The sequence below is a fragment of the Duganella fentianensis genome (genome assembly GCF_009857835.1).
In the GTDB taxonomy this organism is placed as follows: domain Bacteria; phylum Pseudomonadota; class Gammaproteobacteria; order Burkholderiales; family Burkholderiaceae_D; genus Rugamonas; species Rugamonas fentianensis.
In genome coordinates this window covers 39,253-62,743 of record NZ_WWCL01000002.1, presented here as the reverse complement: position 1 = coordinate 62,743, position 23,491 = coordinate 39,253, and the positions used below count along the sequence as shown (strand labels likewise).

At 58.9% G+C, this 23,491-nt stretch carries 26 protein-coding genes, 2 tRNA genes and 1 riboswitch; of the genes, 15 read left to right on the top strand and 13 right to left on the bottom strand.

What is annotated here, in order from left to right:
* Positions 1-8: 8 nt before the first annotated feature.
* From ribBA to glyA, 11 genes are all read right to left on the bottom strand, one after another.
* Positions 9-1,118, bottom strand: coding sequence for a bifunctional 3,4-dihydroxy-2-butanone-4-phosphate synthase/GTP cyclohydrolase II (gene ribBA, locus GTP23_RS08085; protein WP_155436515.1), 1,110 nt, complete (start codon positions 1,116-1,118; stop codon positions 9-11).
* Positions 1,119-1,277: 159 nt separating this feature from the next.
* On the bottom strand, positions 1,278-1,913 hold the full coding sequence (locus tag GTP23_RS08080) for a riboflavin synthase (RefSeq protein ID WP_161034742.1): 636 nt from the start codon (positions 1,911-1,913) through the stop codon (positions 1,278-1,280).
* 31 nt (positions 1,914-1,944) lie between these two features.
* A complete protein-coding gene (gene ribD, locus GTP23_RS08075) occupies positions 1,945-3,036 on the bottom strand; it encodes a bifunctional diaminohydroxyphosphoribosylaminopyrimidine deaminase/5-amino-6-(5-phosphoribosylamino)uracil reductase RibD (protein WP_161034741.1) in 1,092 nt (363 codons plus the stop codon).
* A gap of 6 nt (positions 3,037-3,042) precedes the next feature.
* On the bottom strand, positions 3,043-3,615 hold the full coding sequence (locus tag GTP23_RS08070; protein WP_229256009.1) for a GspH/FimT family pseudopilin: 573 nt from the start codon (positions 3,613-3,615) through the stop codon (positions 3,043-3,045).
* Between the two features lie 69 nt (positions 3,616-3,684).
* Positions 3,685-4,140, bottom strand: a complete 456-nt coding sequence (locus tag GTP23_RS08065) for a type IV pilin protein (protein ID WP_161034739.1) — start codon at positions 4,138-4,140, stop codon at positions 3,685-3,687.
* On the bottom strand, positions 4,137-6,344 hold the full coding sequence (locus tag GTP23_RS08060) for a pilus assembly protein (protein WP_229256008.1): 2,208 nt from the start codon (positions 6,342-6,344) through the stop codon (positions 4,137-4,139). The genes GTP23_RS08065 and GTP23_RS08060 overlap by 4 nt, the downstream gene beginning before the upstream one ends.
* Before the next feature lie 21 nt (positions 6,345-6,365).
* Positions 6,366-6,872, bottom strand: a complete 507-nt coding sequence (locus tag GTP23_RS08055; RefSeq protein ID WP_161034738.1) for a pilus assembly PilX family protein — start codon at positions 6,870-6,872, stop codon at positions 6,366-6,368.
* Between the two features lie 2 nt (positions 6,873-6,874).
* A complete protein-coding gene (locus tag GTP23_RS08050; RefSeq protein WP_161034737.1) occupies positions 6,875-7,840 on the bottom strand; it encodes a PilW family protein in 966 nt (321 codons plus the stop codon).
* On the bottom strand, positions 7,840-8,409 hold the full coding sequence (gene pilV, locus GTP23_RS08045) for a type IV pilus modification protein PilV (protein ID WP_161034736.1): 570 nt from the start codon (positions 8,407-8,409) through the stop codon (positions 7,840-7,842). Before pilV ends, GTP23_RS08050 begins: the two co-directional genes overlap by 1 nt.
* Positions 8,410-8,550: 141 nt before the next feature.
* Positions 8,551-9,021 (bottom strand): transcriptional regulator NrdR, encoded by a 471-nt coding sequence (gene nrdR, locus GTP23_RS08040; protein ID WP_161034735.1) that lies wholly within the window; start codon positions 9,019-9,021, stop codon positions 8,551-8,553.
* 56 nt (positions 9,022-9,077) lie between these two features.
* On the bottom strand, positions 9,078-10,325 hold the full coding sequence (gene glyA / locus GTP23_RS08035) for a serine hydroxymethyltransferase (protein WP_155436525.1): 1,248 nt from the start codon (positions 10,323-10,325) through the stop codon (positions 9,078-9,080).
* Between the two features lie 96 nt (positions 10,326-10,421).
* Positions 10,422-10,545: riboswitch (ZMP/ZTP riboswitch) on the bottom strand.
* Between the two features lie 176 nt (positions 10,546-10,721).
* On the opposite strand from glyA, the gene GTP23_RS08030 reads away from it, so the two are divergent.
* The 12 genes from GTP23_RS08030 (at position 10,722) to GTP23_RS07975 (ending at position 19,533) form a co-directional block, all read left to right on the top strand.
* On the top strand, positions 10,722-11,471 hold the full coding sequence (locus GTP23_RS08030; RefSeq protein WP_161034734.1) for an SDR family oxidoreductase: 750 nt from the start codon (positions 10,722-10,724) through the stop codon (positions 11,469-11,471).
* Between the two features lie 178 nt (positions 11,472-11,649).
* A complete protein-coding gene (gene ybgC / locus GTP23_RS08025; RefSeq protein WP_155436527.1) occupies positions 11,650-12,072 on the top strand; it encodes a tol-pal system-associated acyl-CoA thioesterase in 423 nt (140 codons plus the stop codon).
* A 6-nt stretch (positions 12,073-12,078) separates the two neighbouring features.
* Entirely contained in the window at positions 12,079-12,771 is a 693-nt protein-coding gene (tolQ, locus tag GTP23_RS08020; protein ID WP_161034733.1) for a protein TolQ, read from the top strand.
* 13 nt (positions 12,772-12,784) lie between these two features.
* Positions 12,785-13,222 (top strand): ExbD/TolR family protein, encoded by a 438-nt coding sequence (locus tag GTP23_RS08015; RefSeq protein WP_161034732.1) that lies wholly within the window; start codon positions 12,785-12,787, stop codon positions 13,220-13,222.
* A 12-nt stretch (positions 13,223-13,234) separates the two neighbouring features.
* The gene (tolA, locus tag GTP23_RS08010) at positions 13,235-14,146 is read left to right on the top strand and encodes a cell envelope integrity protein TolA (RefSeq protein WP_161034731.1); all 912 of its coding nucleotides are present in this window, start codon (positions 13,235-13,237) and stop codon (positions 14,144-14,146) included.
* Positions 14,146-15,432, top strand: a complete 1,287-nt coding sequence (gene tolB / locus GTP23_RS08005) for a Tol-Pal system beta propeller repeat protein TolB (RefSeq protein WP_161034730.1) — start codon at positions 14,146-14,148, stop codon at positions 15,430-15,432. The genes tolA and tolB overlap by 1 nt, the downstream gene beginning before the upstream one ends.
* A 25-nt stretch (positions 15,433-15,457) precedes the next feature.
* Positions 15,458-15,988: a peptidoglycan-associated lipoprotein Pal gene (gene pal / locus GTP23_RS08000; protein ID WP_161034729.1), complete on the top strand. Its 531-nt coding sequence runs from the start codon at positions 15,458-15,460 to the stop codon at positions 15,986-15,988.
* 107 nt (positions 15,989-16,095) lie between these two features.
* Positions 16,096-16,854 (top strand): tol-pal system protein YbgF, encoded by a 759-nt coding sequence (gene ybgF, locus GTP23_RS07995; RefSeq protein ID WP_161034728.1) that lies wholly within the window; start codon positions 16,096-16,098, stop codon positions 16,852-16,854.
* A 56-nt stretch (positions 16,855-16,910) separates the two neighbouring features.
* Positions 16,911-16,986 (top strand) — tRNA-Lys (locus GTP23_RS07990).
* Positions 16,987-16,997: 11 nt separating this feature from the next.
* Positions 16,998-17,073 (top strand) — tRNA-Lys (locus GTP23_RS07985).
* Positions 17,074-17,251: 178 nt separating this feature from the next.
* Complete coding sequence (locus GTP23_RS07980; RefSeq protein WP_161034727.1) at positions 17,252-18,505, top strand: hypothetical protein; 1,254 nt, start codon at positions 17,252-17,254, stop codon at positions 18,503-18,505.
* Positions 18,502-19,533: a hypothetical protein gene (locus tag GTP23_RS07975; RefSeq protein ID WP_161034726.1), complete on the top strand. Its 1,032-nt coding sequence runs from the start codon at positions 18,502-18,504 to the stop codon at positions 19,531-19,533. The genes GTP23_RS07980 and GTP23_RS07975 overlap by 4 nt, the downstream gene beginning before the upstream one ends.
* Positions 19,534-20,033: 500 nt before the next feature.
* On the opposite strand, the gene GTP23_RS07970 is transcribed toward GTP23_RS07975, so the two are convergent.
* Entirely contained in the window at positions 20,034-20,846 is an 813-nt protein-coding gene (locus GTP23_RS07970; protein ID WP_161034725.1) for a hypothetical protein, read from the bottom strand.
* A 631-nt stretch (positions 20,847-21,477) separates the two neighbouring features.
* Between GTP23_RS07970 and relB the strand changes: the two genes are divergently transcribed.
* From relB to GTP23_RS07955, 3 genes are all read left to right on the top strand, one after another.
* On the top strand, positions 21,478-21,681 hold the full coding sequence (gene relB / locus GTP23_RS07965) for a type II toxin-antitoxin system RelB family antitoxin (protein WP_161034724.1): 204 nt from the start codon (positions 21,478-21,480) through the stop codon (positions 21,679-21,681).
* Complete coding sequence (locus tag GTP23_RS07960; protein ID WP_161035538.1) at positions 21,656-21,931, top strand: type II toxin-antitoxin system RelE/ParE family toxin; 276 nt, start codon at positions 21,656-21,658, stop codon at positions 21,929-21,931. The genes relB and GTP23_RS07960 overlap by 26 nt, the downstream gene beginning before the upstream one ends.
* A gap of 265 nt (positions 21,932-22,196) precedes the next feature.
* Positions 22,197-22,529: a DUF1905 domain-containing protein gene (locus tag GTP23_RS07955; protein WP_161034723.1), complete on the top strand. Its 333-nt coding sequence runs from the start codon at positions 22,197-22,199 to the stop codon at positions 22,527-22,529.
* Positions 22,530-22,544: 15 nt separating this feature from the next.
* Here the strand turns inward: GTP23_RS07955 and nhaR are convergent, their stop codons facing one another.
* Positions 22,545-23,444, bottom strand: a complete 900-nt coding sequence (nhaR, locus tag GTP23_RS07950; protein ID WP_161034722.1) for a transcriptional activator NhaR — start codon at positions 23,442-23,444, stop codon at positions 22,545-22,547.
* Positions 23,445-23,491 lie beyond the last annotated feature (47 nt).

Sequence of the window (23,491 nt, the reverse complement as noted above, 5' to 3'; positions counted from 1 at the left end):
TGGGTGTATCAGTTAGGTTTGGCCAGATAGCCGGTCACTTCCAGATCGAAGCCCGTCATCGATGGCATTTTGCGCGGGCTGGCCAGCAGCTGCATCTTGCAGACGCCGACTTCGCGCAGTATCTGCGCGCCGATACCGTAGCTACGCAGGTCCATGCTGGCAGCGCGGCCCTTAGGCTTGACTTCCGGCTTGTCCAGCGCGGCGAACTGGGAGAAGAACTGCTCGGCAGTTTCTTCGCAGTTCAGCAGCACGATCACGCCGCGCTCGGCGGCTTTGACAGCGGCCAGCGAGGACGACAGATTCCACGAGTGAGTGGTAGCTTCCGATTCCAGCACATCCAGAATCGACACTGGCTGGTGCACACGCACCAGGGTTTCCTTGTGCTTGTCCATCTCGCCATGCACGAGCGCCAGGTGGGCCGAGCCGCTAGGCTTGTCGCGGTAGGCGATCATGCGGAACTCGCCCTGCGCCGTTTTCAGCGTGCGCTCGCCGACTTTTTCCACCAGCGATTCATTGCGGCTGCGGTACTGGATCAGGTCAGCAATGGTACCGATCTTCAGATTGTGTTCTTTGGCAAATTCCAGCAAGTCCGGCAGGCGTGCCATGGTGCCATCGGCCTTCATGATTTCGCAGATCACCGAGGCAGGCGTCAGGCCCGCCATGGCGGTCAGATCGCAACCGGCTTCGGTATGGCCAGCGCGCATCAGCACGCCGCCTTTTTGCGCTTTCAGCGGGAAGATATGGCCGGGCTGGACGATATCGCTAGGTTCCGTATTCTTGTCCACCGCGACCTGAATGGTGCGGGCGCGGTCGGCGGCGGAAATACCGGTGGTCACGCCTTCGGCCGCTTCGATCGAGACGGTGAAATTGGTGCCGAAGGCGGTGCCGTTACGGGCCGACATCATCGACAGGTTCAGCTGGTCGCAGCGTTCTTCGGTCAGGGTCAGGCAGACCAGACCGCGCGCATGCGTGACCATGAAATTAATGGCTTCCGGCGTGACAAAATCCGCCGCGAGCACCAGATCGCCTTCGTTTTCCCGGTCTTCCTCATCGACCAGAATCACCATGCGGCCTGCGCGCAATTCGGCGACGATTTCTTCGGTGCTGGAAATTGACATGTTAAATCCTTTGTAGCGAAGCTAGAACAGCCCGCTATTTTAAAGGATTTACGCAAGCGCCACCGCAAAAGGCTGATTTTATAGACTAAATCCCCGGTTTTATCGGGCCGATCTGGTCAGAATATCAAGCTTTTACGGCGGAAAACTGGCTGCCCGGGCTTATTTGCCCGCTGCACCCACGGAAACCATGCGCTCCACATAGCGCGCGATCAGGTCGATTTCCAGATTCACCTGCTTACCTGCGGACAGGTGCTTGAGCGTGGTCATGGAGATGGTATGGGGAATCAGGTTGATCGAGAACTGGCAGACCAGCTCCGCACCGCTACCGATATCTTCCACACGGTTGACCGTCAGCGACACGCCATTCACCACGATGGAGCCTTTGAAGGCGAGGAACTTGGCCAGCTCGCGCGGCGCTTCGATCACCAGCTCCCACGATTCGCCGATAGGCTCGAACTTGCGCACCACGCCCAGACCATCGACGTGGCCGGACACCAGGTGGCCGCCCAGACGTTCGTTCAGCGTCAGTGCCTTTTCCAGATTCACTTCCGTCAGCGTATCCAGCCCCACGGTGCAGTTGAGGCTCTCGCGCGACACATCGACACGGAAGCTGGTGTCATCCTTTTCCACCACCGTCATGCAGGCGCCGTTGATGGCGATCGAGTCGCCCAGCGCCACATCGGCCAGCGGCAGGCCGCCCGCGTGAACATTCAGGCGCACGCCTGCAAACGAGCCGCCTACGAGCGGAGTAACGGATTCGATTTTGCCGATAGCGGCGACAATTCCAGTGAACATAGCGTTGTAGTCTTAATGTTGAAGATGAATGTTAAATAAACCGTGCAAGGATACGCAGATCAGCACCGATCTGCTGGACCTCATGGAATTTCAAACGGCGCTGGTCACTCAACTGCGCCAGCGCCGGCAAAGCAAACATGCCCTGCGCGTCACCGAGCAAAGTGGGCGCCAGATACACCAGCAGTTCGTCCACACAGCCGGCGCGGATCAGCGAACCATTGAGTTTGGCACCGGCTTCCACATGCAGCTCGTTGATCTGGCGCCGCCCCAGTTCGCGCATCAGTTCCGCCAGATCGACCTTGCCGCTGGCATTCGGCAGCAGGATGACTTCCGCGCCCAGATCGGCCAGCGCGGCCTGTTTTTCCGCGTCGGGCTGCGCAGCCGCTATCCACGTGCCGCCACCTTGCAGCACCTTGGCGGACAGGTCGATTTCCAGCCGGCTATCGACCACGATGCGGCGCGGCTGGCGCGGCGTTTCAACGGCGCGCACATTGAGCTGCGGGTCGTCGGCTTTGACGGTGCCTATACCGGTCAGGATAGCGCAGGCGCGGGCGCGCCATGCATGGCCATCGGCGCGCGCTTCAGGCCCCGTAATCCACTGGCTCTGGCCATTGTGCAGCGCCGTCATGCCATCGAGGCTGGCCGCGCTCTTCATGCGCACCCATGGCAGGCCGCGCGTCATGCGCGAGAAAAAGCCGATATTCAGTTCATACGCCTGCCCGGCCAGCAGGCCGACGCTGGTGGCGATACCGGCTGCCGCCAGCTTGGCCATGCCCTGCCCCGCTACCAGCGGATTAGGGTCTTCCATCGCCGCCACCACGCGGCCCAGACCGGCGCGCACCAGCGCATCGGAGCATGGCGGCGTGCGGCCGTAGTGATTGCAGGGTTCCAGCGTGACGTAGGCGGTGGCGCCGCGCACATCATGGCCGCGCGCCTGCGCATCCTTGAGTGCCTGTATCTCGGCATGGTCATTGCCAGCCTGCTGGGTGACGCCTGCTCCCAGCACCTCGCCATCGCGCACGATCACGCAGCCGATATGGGGATTGGGCGAGGTGGTGTACAGTCCCCGCGCCGCCCATTCCAGCGCCAGCGTCATACCCTGCAGATCGTTGCTGATTTTCATAAAGCCCTATTCACTCGCGCTAGCGCAGCTAGCCCCTTCCTGCACCGGATCGCAGACACGCAGCCGGCCCAGCATATTGATTTTGATGTTGCGCACATTTTCACCCTGCCGCAGCGTCAGCGTGCCCCAGCGGGCCGCCAGACTATTGCCGGCATTGCAGGGCCGTCCAGCAGCATTATAAGCAAGATAGACAGGCACTGCTGCGCTGGAAAAGGCCGCACGTATGGCCAGACTGCCAGCCACGGGGGCATGCCGCAACAAGATGCTTTCATCGGCATCGGGACGACGGTTGCCATTGCGGTCCACAAACACCACCCAGCCATGCTGCCATGCGCCGCCCTCGGCATCGAGCGGTACCAGCAACACAGCGCCGCCCCGTGCCATGGCATGGGTCCGGGCCAGCCTTAGCGCCGCCAGCATATCATTGACCGCGGTGTGCAGTTGCTGCCGCTGCAGGATGGCTTGGTAGGCCGGCACGGCCTGCGTCAGCACCAGCGCCAGCAATACCAGTACCAGCATGGTTTCCACCAGCGTACGGCCAGCACTGCGCGTGCAGCGCCAGTCTGCGCTACGGTTCAAGGCACTCGCCATTGCTCACCCCTCCTCTACAGCACACCCCCCGCTGACCAGCGCACCGGCCCCGGCGGACTAGGGCCAGCAGCGCGCTTCCGTTCCGCTGGCCGACTGCCTGCCACGGCTGGTCAGTATCAGCTGCTGACAGGCCTCGTCCCGAAACCGGCCGTCCACTCTGCTGGTACCGGGCGTGGCAACCAGCTGTATGCAGGCGCTGATCTGCTCTCCATCACAAGCCTTGCCCTCGATCTCGTAGGCGCTGCTGGCGGCGCCACTGCCGCTCCACCACTTAAACTGGCGCGCTTCTGGCTCGTTCGCACTGGCCGAAAAAGCCTGATAGGAATTGGCCTGCGTGTAAAAGCGCTCCTGCTGTTGCAGCAACTGCCACAAGGCGACCTGCGCTTCCGTGCGGCGCGCACGGATCACGGCCTGCTGATAGGCGGGCAAGGCCAGCGCCATCAGGATGGAAATAATGGCCAGCACGATCATCAGCTCGAGCAGACTGAAGGCGCGCATATGCTGGATATTCATTTCGCCGCCTCGTGCAGTTCACGCCAGTTGTTCACTTCGCGCCAGCTCAGCCGTCCGGCCCGCCTGACCACCTTGATGCGGGCCAGCGCCGCCAGATCCAGCGCCCCGTTGGCACTGGTGACGGGTGCCAGCTGCATCAGCACCTGCGTGCGCCGGAAACTCGCGCCCGGCCCCGGCACGTCGGCATGGCGTGCGACAGGCAGCAGCACGGGCTTGCCCGCATAGTCGGGTTGCATCAGACCTACTTCGGTCAAGGCCGCGTTCAATACCAGTTCGCTACTAGCTGGCAGCCCCGTCAGCGCATTCAGTGCGTAACTGCGGCTATGCGATGCGCCGCAGGCGCTGGCGCCCGGTAACAGCGTCGTAAACACCACCGTTCCATCGACTACGCTAGCACTATCGATGCTGCGTTCGCCCGTGCGTTCCGACTGCCAGAAGTCGATAAACCAGCCACGGCTACCCGCTTCCGCCCTGCCGCCAGAAATATCGAACAGACCCTGCTGCGTAGGAAATAGCTGCCGCTCCATCAACTGCTGCCGTCCGCTGATAGCCGAAACAGGGCGCTCCAGACTGTCGCGCAAGGCGTAGAAAGTCTGCGTGCCGAAGCCGCTTGCCGCCAGATCATCACGATTCAGCAGCCGCCCTGTGCCGAACAGAATCAGATAGGCACCATCGGCGTCATACACGATGGAAGGCTGTGTAGTAATGGGCTGGCGTCTGCCCTGCTGGTCGCGCGCCGTAAATAGCCGCTCGGCGCTGCCACTCCACGGAGCCGCACCGTGCAGATCGAAGCGCCACAGATTGCCCTGCATGTCTCCCGCATAGGCAAAGCGCAGCAAGCCATCGCGGTCGGCCAGCAAGGCGGGCGCGCCTAGTCCGTTGGCCAGCACCGGATCGGTAATCGGCGTGATGAGGCGGAAGTAATTGCCGTTCAGGCGCCAGCCCTGCGCACGCGGCTTGTCCAGCGCCAGCAGGAACAAGGCGCCCTTGCCGGCGCTGCTGGCATGGCCGTCAGCACTGTAGTTGTTCATGCCGCTCGCCACCACGGCAACCGCCAGCTCGCCGCCCCCATGCACCCTTACCCGCGCCAGCTGCGGTGAGCTCAGAACATTACCCACCATGGGGTCATCGGCATCGGTGAACTCCCACAGGGCGCTGTCTACATCGAGCGCTTCGGGGTCCGTTACATCGAGTGCCAACAAGCCCTGTGCCCCCGCGCCGAAAGTGGCCAGCAGCACGCTGCGCCAGCCCGCCGCCAGTCTGACCTCGCCCGCCACCATGGGGCCATCGACGTAGGCACGGTGCACATAGGCGGGATCGCTGAGCAGGCTCAGATAGGGCATCAGCGCATTCGGAACATAGGCGTAGCGTTCCACCCCGTCGGCCAAATCGAACGCATGGAGCATGCCGTCATTTGCGCCCAGATACACCAGAGCACGACGATGCGCATAGCGCTGACGGAACGCCGCATACGCCTCATCCTGTATGTCGTCCGATGGTGCGGCCACCAGCACCGGCGTGCTGTGTAGCGCGTCGCCCAGCAGACTCTGACGGCGCCGAAAGGGATGCCCCTCATCGCTGCGTACGCCACGCAAATAATCCAGCCGCCGCTCTCCCAATCCATCAGCTTGGCGCGCCGCTGGCCCGCGCTTATCCAGCAGCTTTTGCTGCGCTGGCGACAGGGCTGACCAGATAAACGGCTGGCCCAGTATGGCGCCGCTGCTATCCACCTGCGCCGTGTAGATGTGTCGTGCATCGGGCGCGGGTTGCGGGGGATGACTGCTATCGCCCGTCAATACTTGTCCGGCCTCCCATAACGGGGCCACGGCTTGCCCTGATGCGGCACCAACCGCACTATCGGATGGCAGCACGTAGCGTGCAAAGTAGCCACTCCAGTCACGCTGATCCACGCTGGCCGCCAGCCATGTACCTGCGGAAGCATCGCCACGCGGAGCGGGGAAATATGCCGTCGCCCCCGTCACCCTGCCCGAGCTACCCGTGCTACCCGTGCTACCTGAATTACCTGTACTGCCTGTGCCATCCGCAGCGCGGCAGGCAACGGTCAGCGGCTCCGATGCGAGCGGCACTACAGGCGGCGCCGCGCTGACTGCGCCGGCCATTAGCATGCACGTACCCAGCCCCATCACCAGCAAAGCCATCAGCCAACCATGCGCAGCCTGTATGCGCCAGCGAAAAAGGATCATCAGCCTAGCCATGCCGCCCCCTCATTCGCCGCGACTATAGATAGTCTGCAAAACCACTTCCGTATCCGGTTGTGGCCCGAAGCCTATCGCTGTAACGCGATAGCAGTAATGCGGCGCCGCGCCAGCTGCGGCATCGTCACCGGGCTGGTGGCAAACCAGCCGCTCTATCAGGTAGCGCGGCCGCTTGAAAGGCAGCGCTCCGTCGGCCGCATCGAAACTGGCGCCCGTGCGGGCACCATATTCCACACTGCAGGCGCCATCATCCTCCCGCCCCGAGACATCGACCTTTTGCCATGCAGGTGTCTGCACGCAGGGCGTAAGCACTGCCGTCCCATTCTCCAGATCATGTTCTGCATCCGCCACAGCTGCCTCCGCTGCCTGAAATGCCACGTCCCTATCGCGCGCGGCCCGTGCCGACCGCGTTCCCTGCAAACTCAGCTGCGCTGCCGAGGTGCCCAGCAACAGCACGATCACCAGCAACACCAGACTAAGCAGCACCGCCATACCCCGCTGGGTGCGCCCGCGCATGGCTAGCCCCGCGTATTGCGCAATGCGATGGTGGCGCCCAGCATGACGCGGCTCAGTCGCCGCTGCGCCTGCGGCAGCCTGCGCTCGTCGATGCGCACGCCTTCATCCTCGCCATGCCCGTCCGCATAATCAGCGCCGAACAGATCGAACTGACGGCTGCCCGTGTCGGCTCGCGTCGCCAGCGCGCTGCGCAATAGCAGCGCGACGCGTATGCTGGCTACGCGCTTCCAGTAAGTCTTGCGCCGCAGGTCGGCCTGCCGCTGTGCCGCATCGGTGCCTTCCAGTTCCAGCGCGGCATCGAGTCCATCGACGGCCGATGCACTGAAGTAGGCATTGGGGATGCCATCGGCCGGCACATCCGTATCCACGCCATACAGCACCTGAAAGCTCTCTACGCCACGCACCAGCGCATCACTGCCCCACCCCGCTGCCGAGCGATATTTGCAGCGCAGTTCCGCCACTCCGCTCGTATCAGTCGCCACATAGAAAATGCTCCAGCCCTGCGCTGCAGGCGTGGCCGGAGCAGCTACGCCAAAACCTGCGCAATTGACGCTGGAACCATCACCGGTGGCCCCGCTGCCCGAACCGGCATAACGCAAAGCCAGTACATCACTGCCATGCGCCACGCCGGGCAATGGCGTAGCGATACCGTCACCATCCGGCAAGAGGCTACGGCCGTCCAGCCCGCTCACCGCAGCGGCACCATCGTCCGCCCAGCCCACAGGTGCGGCGCTACTGTCCCACTCCACATAGGCCGCCTGCCGGATCGCCTGCGCGATCAGCGCCAGGGCCTGCTGGGCACCATCATTCAAGTCCTGCTGATCGCTGTGCTGGTGGTAGCTTTGGGCCGCCACCAGCAGCAGGCCGGTAGCGAGCAACGCCAGCAAAGCCGTCAGGCCCAGTGCAAGCAGGAACTCCACCAGCGTGCGACCCGAACTGCGCCTGGGTGTGCGTCCGTAGTACAGCATCACGGCACCCGTACCGTCACGGCCAGCACCGGCGCGGGTGCCGTCATAGCCAGCTCGCCATTATTCTGCACAGCGCCATCCGCCAGTTTGCCGTGCCAGCCCAGCTTGATCACCAGTGGCGCATCGGGGCCACCATCGCAGTCCCACTGCAGCTTGCCCGCCGTAACAGGGTGCTGGTCGCGGCAGATCTGCAGGCGGCCCGCAGGAAGCAGCCGGTACACCAGCAACTGCGCTTCGTAGCAGTCGAACAGCGCTAGCTGGCGGCTGGTGCAGGCAGCGCCGAAACACAGTACCGGCGGCACAGGGGGCGCTGCGCCGCTGGCCGCATCATAGGCAAACAGATAGGGATTGTCGGCAGTGCCATCGCGTGCCGTGGCGGCATTCGCGCGCATGCGTTCAGCCAGCGTTCCGGCAAGATGGCTGGCCTGCACCAGTAACTGGTCCTGATAGGCCACGCGCAGTGCCACCAGCTGCATGGCCGCGCTGCCAGCGATGCCCAGCGCCAGCAACAGCAAGGCCACCAGCACTTCGAGCAGAGTAAAACCGGAACAGGAAAAATGTGCGCGCATGGCACACCTACGCGTTTCGTCTGGGGATAATGCTAGACGCTACGCGCAGCGTAGGGACAATGGCTGAGCCACCTCAATGGTGCGCCCGATGGGAGTGTGTCGCAGGCCGGAGCAGGTTCGGCCAGATTAGGCTAGGCCAGACTAGGCCTTGCGCGGTTTGCGTTCTTGCCCCACTTCGGCAATCGCATCCTGAAACTCGGCCAGATCTTCGAAGTTCTTGTAGACGGAAGCAAAGCGGATGTAGGCGATCTTGTCGAGGCGTTTGAGTTCCTGCATCACCAGTTCACCGATATAGCCCGATTCCACCTCGCGCTGGCCGCTGGTCAGCAGCTTTTCTTCGATGGACAGTATGGCCGCATCCACGGCGGGCGCCGCGACGGGACGTTTGCGCAATGCCAGCATCAGACTGGCGCGCAGCTTATCGGCGGTAAATTCGGTACGGCTACCGTTTTTCTTCACCACGTACGGCATCACCAGTTCGATCCGTTCGTAGGTGGTAAAACGCTTATCGCAATTCACACAGCGACGACGCCGGCGGATGGCATCGCCCTCCTCGGATACACGCGTATCGAGGACCTGGGTATCTTCATGCTGGCAAAAAGGACATTTCATAGGTGCGTAGTTCCGGTGGGTGGCGCCGATCGTGTCAGCGCCACCTTACCACGATATTACTTGGCGTAGACAGGGAACTTGTCAGCCAGTACCTTCACGGCCGCTTTCACGCGCTCGATGGTAGCAGCGTCGTGCGGGTTATCCAGCACGTCGGCGATCAGGTTACCTACCTGCTCGGCTTCCGCTGCGCCGAAACCACGGGTGGTCATGGCTGGGCTGCCCAGACGGATACCCGAAGTCACGAATGGCTTCTGTGGATCGTTAGGGATACCGTTCTTGTTGCAGGTGATGTGGGCGCTGCCCAGAATCGCTTCGGCTTCTTTACCGGTCAGATTCTTAGGACGCAGGTCCACCAGCATCACGTGCGACTCGGTGCCGCCCGAAACGATGCGCAGACCGCGCTTGATCAGGGTCTTGGCCAGTACGTCGGCGTTGATCACCACTTGCTGCTGGTATGCCTTGAACTCTGGGCTCAGGGCTTCCTTGAACGCTACAGCCTTACCGGCAATAACGTGCATCAGCGGACCACCCTGGATACCTGGGAAGATTGCCGAGTTGATGATCTTCTCGTGCTCGGCCTTCATCAGGATGATGCCGCCGCGTGGGCCGCGCAGCGATTTGTGCGTGGTCGAGGTTACGAAGTCAGCGTGTGGCACTGGGTTAGGATACAGACCGGCAGCGATCAGACCGGCGTAGTGCGCCATGTCGACCATGAAGTAGGCGCCAACAGCTTTAGCCACGGCAGCGAAACGCTCGAAATCGATCTTCTTCGAGAAAGCCGATGCGCCAGCGATGATCAGCTTAGGCTTGTGCTCTTTGGCCAGTGCTTCCATGGCATCGTAGTCGATGTCTTCAGCGGCGGTCAGACCGTAGGAAACCACGTTGAACCATTTGCCCGACATGTTCAGCGGCATACCGTGGGTCAGGTGACCGCCTTCGGCCAGCGACATACCCATGATGGTGTCGCCCGGTTTCAGCACAGCGAAGAACACGCCCTGATTGGCTTGCGAACCCGAGTTAGGCTGCACGTTGGCGGCTTCGGCGCCGAACAGCTGCTTGACACGGTCAATGGCCAGTTGCTCGACCACGTCCACGTGCTCGCAACCGCCGTAGTAGCGCTTGCCCGGATAGCCTTCGGCGTATTTATTGGTCAGCTGGGAACCTTGCGCTTCCATTACGGCTGGCGAGGTGTAGTTCTCCGAAGCGATCAGTTCGATGTGATCGTGCTGACGGGTGTTTTCGTGCTGGATAGCGCCGAACAATTCCGGATCGACGTTGGCGAGGGTGTGATCTTTTGCGAACATGTAAAAACTCCAATCGAATGAGTAACTTGTTACTGGCAGGCTGGATCGAATGAGGGACGCCAATAGCGCATAGGCAGCCTCTTCGTGCTTTCCATCGATGGCTGCCCAGGCGAACGGCTGTTGAAATCTCACGTTTCCCGGTGGAGCCCCACCTTTCACTGCACGCATGATGCACCATTTCGGTGCGTCGCGCAGCTTTTCGCCAGTTACGTGAGACGTAATGGAAGCCCGATTGTAATTTATGCGCCTGAAATGAGCAAGGAAGCACTTGACAATATAGTAACGAAATGCGTGTTTTTGTCGCTGCACTGCGGCAGCGCAAACATTTCGGCTACAATTTTGCCGACCTTCCCACTTGCTTCCAACTTACTTCTAACTCATCCACAAGGACAGATCATGATCGTCTTCATCACGGGCGCTACCGCCGGCTTCGGCGCCGCCATGGCCCGCGTTTTCGCCCGCAACGGCCACAAGGTACTGATCAGCGGCCGCCGCGTCGAGCGCCTGCAGGCGCTGGCGGCGGAACTGGGCGAGCAGGCCCTGCCCGTGGAACTGGACGTCACCGACCGCCACTCCATCGACAAGGCGCTGGCCAGCCTGCCTGCCGAATGGCAGGCCATCGATGTGCTGGTTAATAATGCCGGTCTGGCGCTGGGCGTCACCCCTGCGCACGAATCTTCGCTGGCCGACTGGGACACCATGATCGCTACCAACTGCAGCGGTCTGGTAGCGATGACGCGCGCGATTCTGCCCGGCATGGTGGCACGCAACAGCGGCACCATCATCAATCTGGGTTCGGTAGCGGGTGAAACGCCTTATCCGGGCGGCAATGTGTATGGCGCCACCAAGGCCTTCGTCGAACAGTTCACCCTGAACCTGCGCGCCGATCTGGTCGGCACGGGCGTACGCGCCACCAATCTGGCGCCCGGCCTGTGCGGCGGTACGGAATTCTCCAATGTACGCCTGAAAGGCAACGACGCGGCCGCCGCCAAGGTCTACGAAGGCACCCAGCCGCTGACAGCCGATGATGTAGCCAATACGGCCTACTGGATCGCCACCCTGCCGGCCCACGTCAACATCAATCGCATCGAAATGATGCCGACCTGTCAGGCTTACGGCCCGCTGGCCATCAAGCGCGAGCTGTAATACTACGCGGCGCGAAAGCGGGGCCGGCGCCCTGCTTTCGTTTGCCCAGCCTCCATAGCCGTAGTTTTACTATATTGCTAAACAAAACGTAAGCGCTTGTTACAAACCTTGGCAAGCGGCGGGGAAAAAGCTTTACTATAGTAAAATATTGCTCATTCTTACCTGTAGTTAAACAAACATGCCAGCAGAGTTTATCTGGAACGTACGGGTCTATTACGAAGATACCGACGCCGGCGGGATCGTCTATTACGCGAATTACCTGAAATTCTTTGAGCGTGCCCGCACCGAATGGCTGCGCGCCCTGCAGGTGGAGCAGCACGTGCTGGCACAGGAACACGGCATCCTGTTCGTCGTAAAAAGCGTGAGCAGCGACTATCACGCCCCCGCAAAACTCGACGATGTACTAAAATTAACCCTTTCGATCGAAAAAATGGGGCGCGCCTCCATCCAGTTCATCCAGCAGGCTTGGTGCGGCGAACGGCTGCTCAATACGGCTCAGGTGAAGGTGGCGTGCGTCGGTACGGACATGAATCCCTGTGCCATCCCTGCCCTGGTTATCGATAAAATGCGCAGTACCATCAAAACAGCTAGCTCAGACTGAACTTACATGAACGTCACCCAAGACCTTTCCTTCCTGTCCCTCATCGCCAATGCACACCTGATCGTGCAGCTGATCATGGCGCTGCTGTTCGTTATTTCGCTGACCAGCTGGACCTATATCTTCAGCAAACTGTTCGCAATCCGTTCAGCCCGTCGCCTGACGGTGGAATTCGAAAAGACCTTCTGGGCCGGCGGCAATCTGCATGCGCTGCACCAGAACGCCGGCAAGGACCGCGCCAGCAGCGGCCCGCTGGCCCGTATCTTCGAAGCCGGCATGGGCGAGTTCATCAAGAGCAAGGCTGCGTATGCTGCCAGCCGCGAAACCATGGACCACGGCGCAATTCTGGACGGCGCCCGCCGCGCCATGCGCGCCGCCTTCCAGCGCGAAATGGATGCGCTGGAATCGCATCTGGCCTTCCTCGCCTCGGTCGGTTCCGTCTCCCCCTACATTGGTCTGCTGGGTACGGTCTGGGGCATCATGAACGCTTTCCGCGGTCTGGCCAACGTACAGCAGGCCACGCTGGCGGCCGTGGCGCCCGGCATTGCCGAAGCGCTGATCGCCACCGCCATCGGTCTGTTTGCCGCCATTCCGGCCTTCGTGGCCTACAACCGTTTCTCGCACGATGTAGACCGTCTGGCGATCCGCTTCGAAACCTTCGTCGAAGAGTTCTCCAACATTCTGCAGCGTCAGTCGCGTTAAGAGGACAGCATTCATGGCATCGTCTTTCTCCAGCAGCATGCGTGGCGGCCGTGGCCGCAAGCTGAAATCGGAAATCAACGTCGTGCCTTACATCGACGTGATGCTGGTACTGCTGATTATTTTCATGGTCATGCCATCGTCGAATGACCCTAGCGTGGTGGACCTGCCGAGCGCAGAAAAGTCCACCAAGCCGCCATCCGACTACGTGCAGATCGTGCTGAAACAGAACGGCGCCCTCTCCATCGGCGTCAAAGGCAAAGGCGAAGAAGCGCCGGAAACGGCACCGAACCGCGACGCGCTGGTCAAAAAACTGCGTACCATCCATACCGACCATCCTGACTATCCGGTGCTGATCGCCGGTGACAAGGAAAGCAAGTACGACGACGTGATCCAGCTGATTTCGGAAGCGAAGAAAATGGGCATCAGCCGCGTAGGCCTGTCCACCAAATAAACCGTGCAGAACATGAAACCCGCAATGGCAGGCGGCCCCTACAAGGTGCCGCGACAATCCGAAGGCTGGCGCGCTGTCGTGCTGGCCACGGCCGTGCACGCCATTCTGCTGCTGTTCCTGTGGGTGGGCGTGAGCTGGCAGAACAACACGCCGACCGAAGTGCAGGCCGAAATCTGGGACATGAAAGTGCAGGATGCGGCACCACCCGCCCCGCCTACGCCGGAACCTGAGCCGCAACCCGAACCGGAGCCGGAAACCCCGGCTGCACCGCCTACGCCTACCCCTGCACCACCGACGCCGAAAGAACCGGACATCGCGCTCGAGCGCCTGAAGGCCAAGCAGAAGCTGGAACAGGAAAAGCTGGAAGCCGCCAAGCAGGCCAAGCTGAAGAAGGAAGCGGACGAAAAACTGGCCAAACTGGAAGCGAAGAAACTGGCCGAGAAGAAGGAAGCCGAACAGAAGGCCAAGGAAGCCAAGGAGCAGGCTGAGAAGGACAAGAAGAAAGCTGCGGCCGACAAACTTGCCAAGGAAAAAGCCGAGAAAGCGGAAAAAGCTGCCAAGGATAAAGCCTTCGCTGCCGAAATGAGCCGTATTACAGGCAATGCCGCCAAGGGCAGCACGGGCACGGCCGAGAAATCGACCGGCGGCCGTGTCGATGGCGGCTATCAGGCGGCGATCCGCGCCAAAATCAAGAGCAACCTGATTTACGGTACGGTGGACGATACGCTCAGCGCCACCTACCAGATTACCCAGTTACCTACCGGTGAAATCATCGGCGTGCGCAAAATGAAAAGCAGCGGCTCGGCTGCTTACGATAGTGCAATCGAGAACGCGATTGCCAAATCGTCCCCACTACCCAAGAAAAAAGATGGTACGGTAGAGCGCGAATTTGTCGCCGATTTCAACATGAAGGATATGCACTGATGTACACCATGAAAAAATTCAATCAGGTATGGCTGGCCGCTGGCCTGGCCGCCAGCATGGCGCTGTGCGGTACGGCACAGGCCCAGATGCGCATCGAAATTTCCGGCGTCGGCAGCAACCAGATTCCTGTCGCCGTGGCCGGTTTCGCTGACGAAGGTATCGCCCCGCAACAGATTTCGGCCATCATCAAGGCTGACCTCGAGCGCAGCGGTGCCTTCAAGCTGATCGACGCTGGCGTCATCACCAGCATGAACAACATCGACTACGCCGGCTGGAAAGCCAAGGGCGCTGACGCCCTCGTGATCGGCACCGTGGCCAAAGCAACCAGCGGCGATTACGAAGTGCGCTACAAACTGCTCGACACCGTCAAGCAGACCGAATTGTCGCAACTGGGCCTGTCGCGCGCGCCGCAGTACACCCGTCTGACTGCCCACACCATAGCCGACGATATTTTCCTCAAGCTGACCGGCATCCGCGGCGCCTTCTCGACCCGCATTTCCTACGTCAAGGAATACGACAAGCGCCACTACGAACTGCTGGTGGCCGATGCCGACGGCGAAGAAGAACAGATGGCCCTGCGCTCCAACGAGCCTATCATTTCGCCCTCGTGGTCGCCGGACGGCACCAAGGTGGCCTATGTGTCGTTCGAGCAGAAAAAGCCGGTGGTCTACATCCAGAACCTGATCACCCGCGCCCGCACCGTGGTAGCCAATGAAAAAGGCAGCAACTCCTCGCCTGCCTGGTCGCCAGCCGGCAACAAGCTGGCCGTGTCGCTGTCCAAAGACGGCCACACCCAGATCTACACGGTGAATGCCGATGGCAGCAATCTGCGCCGCGTGTCGAACAGCAACGGCATCGACTCAGAAGCCCAGTTCTCGCCGGACGGCAGCAGCATCTACTTCATGAGCGACCGCAGCGGCGGCCCGCAGATCTACCGCATGGGCGTGGACGGCAGCGATCCCAAGCGCATCACCTTCAGCGGCAACTACAACATCAGCCCGCGCATCTCGGCAGACGGCAAGACTCTGGCCTACATCTCCCGCCGCGACGGCAATTTCCAGCTTTACACTCTGGACCTGGCTACCGGCCAGGAACAGCGCCTGTCTGACAGCACCGACGACCAATACCCGAGCTTCGCTCCGAACGGCCGCTACATCATGTACGCCACGCAGGCAGGTGGCCGCAAGTCGCTGGCTGTGGTATCGGTAGACGGACGTGTAAAACAACGCCTGACCACTCAGGCGGGCAATATCAAGGAGCCCACCTGGGGCCCGTTCATGCAGTAATTACTTATCCATCTAGGAGCAACCCATGCGCAAACTCAGCAGCTTAGCTTTCGTTGTCACCACCGCCGCCATCCTGTCGGCCTGCTCGACCCCGGTCAAAATCTCGGAACCGCCTCCTGTCGTCGAGCGTCAGGTTGAGCAGAAAACCACGCCACCAGCCGACACCCGCGCGGTACAACCAGTAGAAACCAAATCGCTGGATCCGCTGGACGATCCAAAAGGCGTGCTGGCCAACCGTAGCGTGTACTTCGATTTCGACAGCTACGTCGTGCGTGAAGACGGCAAGCCAGTGGTAGAAAACCACTCGGCCTATCTGGGCAAAAACAAAGCCCGTTCGATCCTGATCCAAGGCAACACCGATGAACGCGGCGGCGCCGAATACAATCTGGCGCTGGGTCAAAAACGTGCCGAAGCCGTACGTAAAGCCATGACCACTCTGGGCGTCGCCGAAGGCCAGATCGAAGCCGTCTCGCTGGGCAAGGAAAAGCCTAAAGCATCGGGCTCGAACGAAGAAGCCTGGGCACAGAACCGTCGCGCAGACATCGTCTACAAGTAATCAAAAGCACTACCCTTTTGCCGGGTGACAGGCATAATACGGGGCAGCCGACGGATTTACCGTACGCTGCCCCGTTTTCCTTTTAGAAGAGTGTGAAAGTGCCCGACATGAAGAAATTCTCCAAATCCGGCCTGAGCGCCGCCGCCCTGCTGGCTGCAATGACCTGGCTGCCACTGCAAGCCCACGCCGGCCTGTTTGACGACGACGAGGCGCGCCGCGCCCTGCTCGACCTGCGCGCCAAGGTGGAAGCCATGCGTGCCGAGCTGAACGCCCGTATCGACACCAAATCCGACAAGTCCAGCACGCTCGATCTGGTCAGCCAGAACGAACTGACGCTGCAGGAAGTGGCCAAGCTGCGCGGCCAGATCGAAGTGCTGGCCAATGAAATCGCCAACACCCAGAAGCGCCAGAAAGATTTCTACGTCGACCTCGACAACCGCCTGCGCAAGCTGGAGCCACGTGAAGTAGTCATCGACGGCAAATCCGCCCAGGTCGATCCTGCCGAGCAGAAGAACTTCGATGCCGCCATGCAGATCTTCAAAGCGGGCGACTACAAGGCAGCCGGCACGGCCTTCTCCGACTTCGTGCTGCGCCATCCGGGTTCCAGCTATGCCGCCAATGCACAGTACTACCTGGGCAGCGCCTTCTACGCCCAGCGCGACTGCAAGAGCGCCATCAACGCCCAGCTGCTGGTCCTGAAGAACTATCCGGACAGCCCGAAAGCGCCCGATGCCATGCTGAACATCGCCAGCTGTCAGATCGAACTCAAGGACAAGGCTGCCAAGAAGACGCTGCAGGACCTGATCAAGACTTACCCTGACTCGGCCGCAGCAGTCGCCGCAAAAAATCAGCTGAACGGTAAATAATTACCCGGGGGCATTTGACAGAACAGTTAAATTCCTCCATAATCTTGCTTCTTCGGGGGTCGTTAGCTCAGCTGGTAGAGCAGCGGACTTTTAATCCGTTGGTCGCAGGTTCGAATCCCGCACGGCCTACCACCGAAGCCCTTGGGTCGTTAGCTCAGCTGGTAGAGCAGCGGACTTTTAATCCGTTGGTCGCAGGTTCGAATCCCGCACGGCCTACCAAGAATTATCAAGGAAGCCCACGAATTTCGGTTCGTGGGCTTTTTTGTTTCTGGTCGCTCTCTGGTCTGCTCGGGCTCGCCCACTACTTCGCCGCCTAGTAGTAGACAGGTATCAATATTATCCGTACACTAATTTCCTAGAGGCATTCCTGTTCATTACCAGAGCGTTAGGTGCGTAAATGGAAGATAAGGTTAAGGGTGCATGGCTGGTCCATCACGCCCAGAAGATCCAGGCAACTACAAATCAAGATTTCGACTCGATAGCTTTCGCAGGCAAGTGCGGAACCCTGCTTTCCGCAATCTCAGCATCCAAACAAGACCAGATTCCGCAGCGAAAACTGGAAGCGCTGGCCAAAGCTAATCATATTAGCCCTAAGACGGAGATGCCATCAATCCTTACGGAACTTGAGCGGCAGAAGCTAATCCTTCCAGGCGCAGGCGGCTACGAAATCCTGGGGCTCACAGGCCAATCCATTCTTGAGCATACTTCGACGATCTTCAGCGAAAGTACGCACGACCCACATGAAGATGCGGTAATTGAAGCATCCGAAATTGCATCTGAATCACCGCTAACCGAGAGGGCGCTATCCGAGTACATTTCGGATACGTTCGGACTGACCAGCACGAACGCCACAAGCACGCTCCAGCTTGGGCAGAGCATCGGCTTTTTTGATTCGGAAAACATCAACAATACCGATAAGCTGATCTTCAACGGCAACTTATTCCGGAAAGAGGATGCGAAGAAGATTAACGCAGTGCTTAACTCCTTGAAACCAGCTCAAAGTGCCTTGGTATGCGAGCTGAACGAGCGACTGCAAAAAAGCGGCTGCATCCCGCTTGATGCCGCGAACAAAATGCTCGGTGAAGAGCTGTTCAAGACGCTGCATTCGATCGGCATGTTCGATGTCAGTGTGGTCGGAAACGAAGGGGGCAAAAACTATTTTGTTACCCGACCAGCCGCCTTCTCCAAGTTCACCAACTCCATAGCAGACGACGCACTTGACCTGGCAAAGGCCCTCGTGGCATCCCTAACCTACGGGATGACCATAAGCAGTTATTATCGTGGTCGCATAACAATGATTTCGGCACTGATGAATAAATTAATCGCCGGTGGAACGGTCGGCCCTGCAACCGCAATCGGCAACGACTACCAGGCCCTCGAATACAAAGGCGTAGTAAAAGTGACCCCATCAGCCCGGGGGATGTTCACCATGACCCTGTTGAAGCCAGAAATCGGCCGACTAGCATTGTCTGTGATCCAAAGCGGCGATATCATTGCCGAGAGCATACCAAATCTGCCTGGCGCTAAAGTTACTGAATACATCAACCCAGAGGTCAGCCGCACCCTGGTCCGCAAGAGCGCCGACGAGGGCGTCAAACTTGGCGCAAAAAATCTACTAAACGAAATCCGTACTGGTGGGCTGACGAAATGATAGAACCACTGCTAAAAGGCCCAGCTGCGGAAGAAGCGCTGCGCAATTATTTCCTGAGCATCGGGTATTTTGTTATTCGGGGCCCTCGTTTTCAATACAACGGCTTTGACGTAACTGATGTAGATCTTTGGCTATACGGAAAAAGTTCCCCGCTAAGCCGCGAGCGAATAAACGTTGACATCAAAAACAAGAAGACCCCACAAGCTCTGGAGAGAATATTCTGGGCCAAGGGACTTCAATCCATTCTTGGCTTCAGCGGCTGCATTGTCGCGACCAGCGACGTACGGCCCGACGTCCGCGAATTTGGCCTTCAGCATGACGTAAAGGTCTTCGATGGCAGGTTCATGGCTCGACTAACCAAGAGCCAGCGCAGCCAGCAAGAGCGTATTTCAGAAGAGAATTTTTTCGAAGAGTTGGATAATGCCTCGCTAGGGAAACTCGGGGGCGATTGGCGAGGAAAATACGAGGCGAGCAAATCCCGCATCCTTGATTCCCTTTCCTTCGATGGCTGCAATGCATGGCTAGAAGATCTACGCTATTTTTTCGGCGAGATAATGACCCAACCGAATCCGCCAAAATCAACTTGGCGAATGATCAACATGACAGCGGCCTTCTTCGTAGTTGCAATTGATTTCATTTTACGCGAGCACATTTCTGCAGAACACGAACAGCGAAAGGTATTACTTGAAGATGGATTTAGGTACGGCACAGCAGGTCGCGCATATGCGGAGAAGCTAGGACGCATGGCTTCCGGACTTGTAGGTCAATTCACCTCCCAACCGGGCTTAGCCAAAAGCATAGAACACGAACTGCATGAACAGGCTAAAGAGGTTCGCGCTGAAGTATTAGCTGAGTTCTTCTCACGCTCTGCGACTCATACTAATCTTTTCGACATTGCCCGCGAACTGGAAGCCGCCGCATTCGATTTAGAAGTCCGAACTCCGGGCATGCTTAGTGCTAGCACACAGGCGCTATTTGGCATAATTGCCGATTTCTTTTCCCTCGATCGGAAACGAGTACTCATTTAGCCATGCCGTAGCAAGGGGCAAGCCAACACACATGAACGCCTGCTAATTTATAAGTCGTGAAGAAAAACCGCACTGCGCGGCAGTGCGGTTACCCAATCAGCTAAACAAAATCAGCTGACCTGGATGCGAACGCCAGTGCTGGCAGACATTCTCAAACCGCCCGAAGCGGAAGCGAGTGTATTCGCGAACATGCACGGTCTTCGGTCGATCGTAGTGCATATGTCCTCCAAATTAGGATTGGAGGGGTGTTATGCTTGCCTACAGCCTCGCTTGTATCTTAAACTACAAGCAGTCTTCCCCAAGACTGGCTGTAGGTGGCAAGGTTTCCCCTCACCACCTTTGCCGATGGTGAAGCTCATATCACTAATAAGGTCATATGGGGTTTAGCCATATCCGGGCCCTCCTTGATAGCTCTAGCATTGCTACCTATGTAACCGCCGTCCAAGCGGGTGGGTTCACAAAAAGAAAGCCACATCCTCCCCAGGATGTGGCTTTCGCCTTTATACAGCTTGCACAAGGCCGATATCCATCTCCACCGGTTCAGCATCGTCGTCATATACCTGACTCACGTTCATTGCAAACGTCCTAAACCAACGCAACCGCTTCTCTGCTGGCCAAGCCTCGCTCTGTGGAGGAATCTTCTGCAACAATGCGATCAGCAGTGGGTCCAAGTCCAGATTCACAACGGTGCCAGCCGAATTATTCCCTCCGCCACCACCGCCCTTGCCTTGCTCGCTGACAGCCTGAGTTTCTGGTTTCATCACCACCGCAGGCATCACCAAGCGAGATGGTCCATGCTCCCGGAAACCCGTCTGCTGAGCCGAGCTTTCAAAGACTTGGCGAGCGCGCGCCTTCTGCTTCTCAGCCACTCCCAACGATGCTATTTCCCTTTCCAGCGCAGCATTTGGAGGCGTCACGCCTGTCTTATACTTCTCGTACAGCGCCTTGAAGAGAGGCACCCGCAAGAAAGCCTCGGCCTTGGCCATTCGGCTTTGCTGCGGATCGGCCAATTGCGTGCCCAACGTCGTGAGTCGATAGGCTTCCGCGTTATCGCTCTCGATTAGGCCGAACAGGCGAGCTGCAGCGAGATTCGTCCTAAAACCACTACTCTTGGAGCTCACTCCCATCCAAGACGCCAACTGAGCAGAGGCAGAACAGGTACCGTGCCCAACATGATCGTGGATCGACCGAGCAACCGAAGCGGCCGCATCAAAATCCGTATAGGGAAATCCAATCGTCGATCGCTGACGCCCTTTTGGGTCGTCCGCGCTATCGCCTCCATCCCCATCAATTGGCTCTACGCTGGCATTCATAAAGGTTTCCTCTACCCAAGTCCACACATTGGACCCAAGCATATCCACTTTCGAAAAAAGAGTCAAAGAAAAACGAAGAAAAATTGGTTAGCTATTCTGTGAAAGTCATTACGCGCATTAATCGACTCGCAGAAACATCAAGTCAATATTTCTTTTTAGAAATTAAATTCGGTGCAAGTGCCAAAGTTAGCGCTTGTTAGCCCAATCTTCGGCAATTTTATATTTTCTCGCTTAACCAAAATCGACTGCGCATGTTCAAAATATGCAATGCGACAACCGGCGTAGCATTGAGTGAGCTAAACATTTACCTCTGCCGCCAAGCGAAATCCGCCCCGCCCCCCCTCCCTTAACGCCGCTACAGGCGATTTCGCATTAACTCGCACCGCCTGCCACAGCGACCGGAAATGGACCAGAAATACAACTGGCAGCACTCTCAAGAAAACAGCCGTTTCGATTACCTACGTCACACCTCACACATAGTGGCAACGTGCACCGCTCGTCGGGCCGGATCCACGGATTCGAACTCCGTGACTCCACCACCGAGCGGAGGAACAATGTCACTTGTGATATGGCTCAATGAATTTTGTTGGCCCGGCGTGTTGTACTCCTGCTGCCGTATAATTGCCAAATCATGAGCAAAAAAACCTCCCAGATCGCGTCCGAGTTCGCAACGACTGAAGAAGCCGAAGCTTACGACCATTGGTTTCGGACGAAAGTGCAGAAGTCGCTTAACGATCATCGCCCCGCCACCGCTCACGAAGAAGTAATGGCAGCACTCAGGAAAATCATCGAAGCGAAGCGTGACATCAATGCTTCCGATCCGATGGCAAATTGAAGCGCAAGCAGATCTGGCGGCGATTCTCTCCTACATCGCGGAGCGTAGCCAGCATGCAGCGACCGATCTGTACAACGAGATCGATCGCACTGTCTCGCTGCTCCCGCGTCACCCAAATCTATACCGGCCGGGGCGCGTAGCTGGCACCCATGAAATGCTCGTTCATTCAAACTACCTTGTCGTGTATCGCGTTAGCGCTACCGCAATAGAAATTCTTTCCGTTGTTCATACGCGCCAACAGTATCCCTGATTAGCCCCGGCAACAATGCCATAACATGCTGGTCCCCTTCCGGTCGCAGCCAGTTCCAATGAAATCAAGCTACGTCCATCGCGATAGGCCTGCCCTTGTTGATAGCAATCAACGGCGGCCGAATTAGGCGCGACGCTAGGCCAAGCCGCCCGATTATGACCAAAATTGGGGGTACTTTCGGATTGAGGTCAGATACAATGCGCTCAACTAATGTCTACCAGGGAAACCGTCTGCGGTCGGCTTCTCTGTTTGCGCGGAGTACATCATGCCGAAAGCAGCAATTACCCCGATCACCATAGGCCCTTTCGAATTCAGCGCGCCGCTCTGGTGCTACACCGCCGAAAAAGCCAGCTGGTATTTCGTCTCCCTTCCTGTCGACACCGCAGACGATATTCGTGCATGCACGGATGGCGCACGACGCGGCTGGGGCAGCATCCCTGTCAGCGCAACGATAGGCAGCTCCGTCTGGTCCACTTCCCTCTTTCCACACAAAGAAAGTTCGACCTATCTGCTCCCGATAAAAGCAGAAATCCGCAAAAAACAAGCGCTGGAAATCGACAAGATTGCACAGGTCGTACTCTCCATAAAGATCGCCTGACCAGCAGCGCCCAGCTCAGACCGACAGCGTTTCCCGCGCCGCCTGCCGGATCGCCTGCGAAGCCGGATGGCTGATGTGGCGCTCCGTCGTGATCGCATACACCTGCTCGCGCAGGCTGGAGATGGCCCCCACCAGCGCCACGCCATACTGGGCGCAGATGGCATCGGCAATCGCCGCCGGTGCAAAGAACAGCCCTGCGCCCGACTGCCCGAAGGCTTTCAGCATGGCGCTGTCATCGAATTCACCGATCACATGCACCCGCGCCACGTACTTGTGCAGCCACTGCATCAGCCTCGCATGTACGGCAAAGTCTTCGCCGGGCAAGAGCAGCGGCATGCCGCTCAGACATTCAGGGAATTCCCCTTTCAGCTGCTGCACCAGCGCGGGGGCAGCAAATACGGCCAGTTCACTTTCACCCAGCAGGTGGCTATAGCCACGCACGCTCAGATGGCTGGGCATCATGCGGTCGGCAATGATCAGATCGAGCTTGTGCACGGCCAGATCAGCCAGCAGCGCGGCCAGCCGCCCCTCGCGGCAGATCAGGCGGGTCGGCTCGGCCAGCGCCAGTGCCGGCGCCACCAGCTGGCAAGCCACCGCCTTGGAGACGGAATCGGAAACGCCGACACGAAAAATGGTGACCTGCGGCGCCGTCTGGTCCTTGACCACTTCCAGCAAGGCATCGCCGGCGCTGAAAATATCCTCGGCGTGACGCAGCACGCGGTTGCCCGTCTCGGTCAGTTCCAGCCGCCGCCCCACGCGCCGGAATAGCTCGACGCCCAGCGTATCGGCAAATTCCGTGAGCTGGCCGGAAATCGACTGCGGCGTCAGGTGCAGCTCGCCCGCCGCCTTGGCGATGCTGCCGCAGCGCGCCACCATCCAGAAATAGCGCAGGTGCTTGTAGTTGAGTGCCGCCATTACCATCCTTTCAATGCATCGGATTATTCGATGTTTAGTGAAAGTAT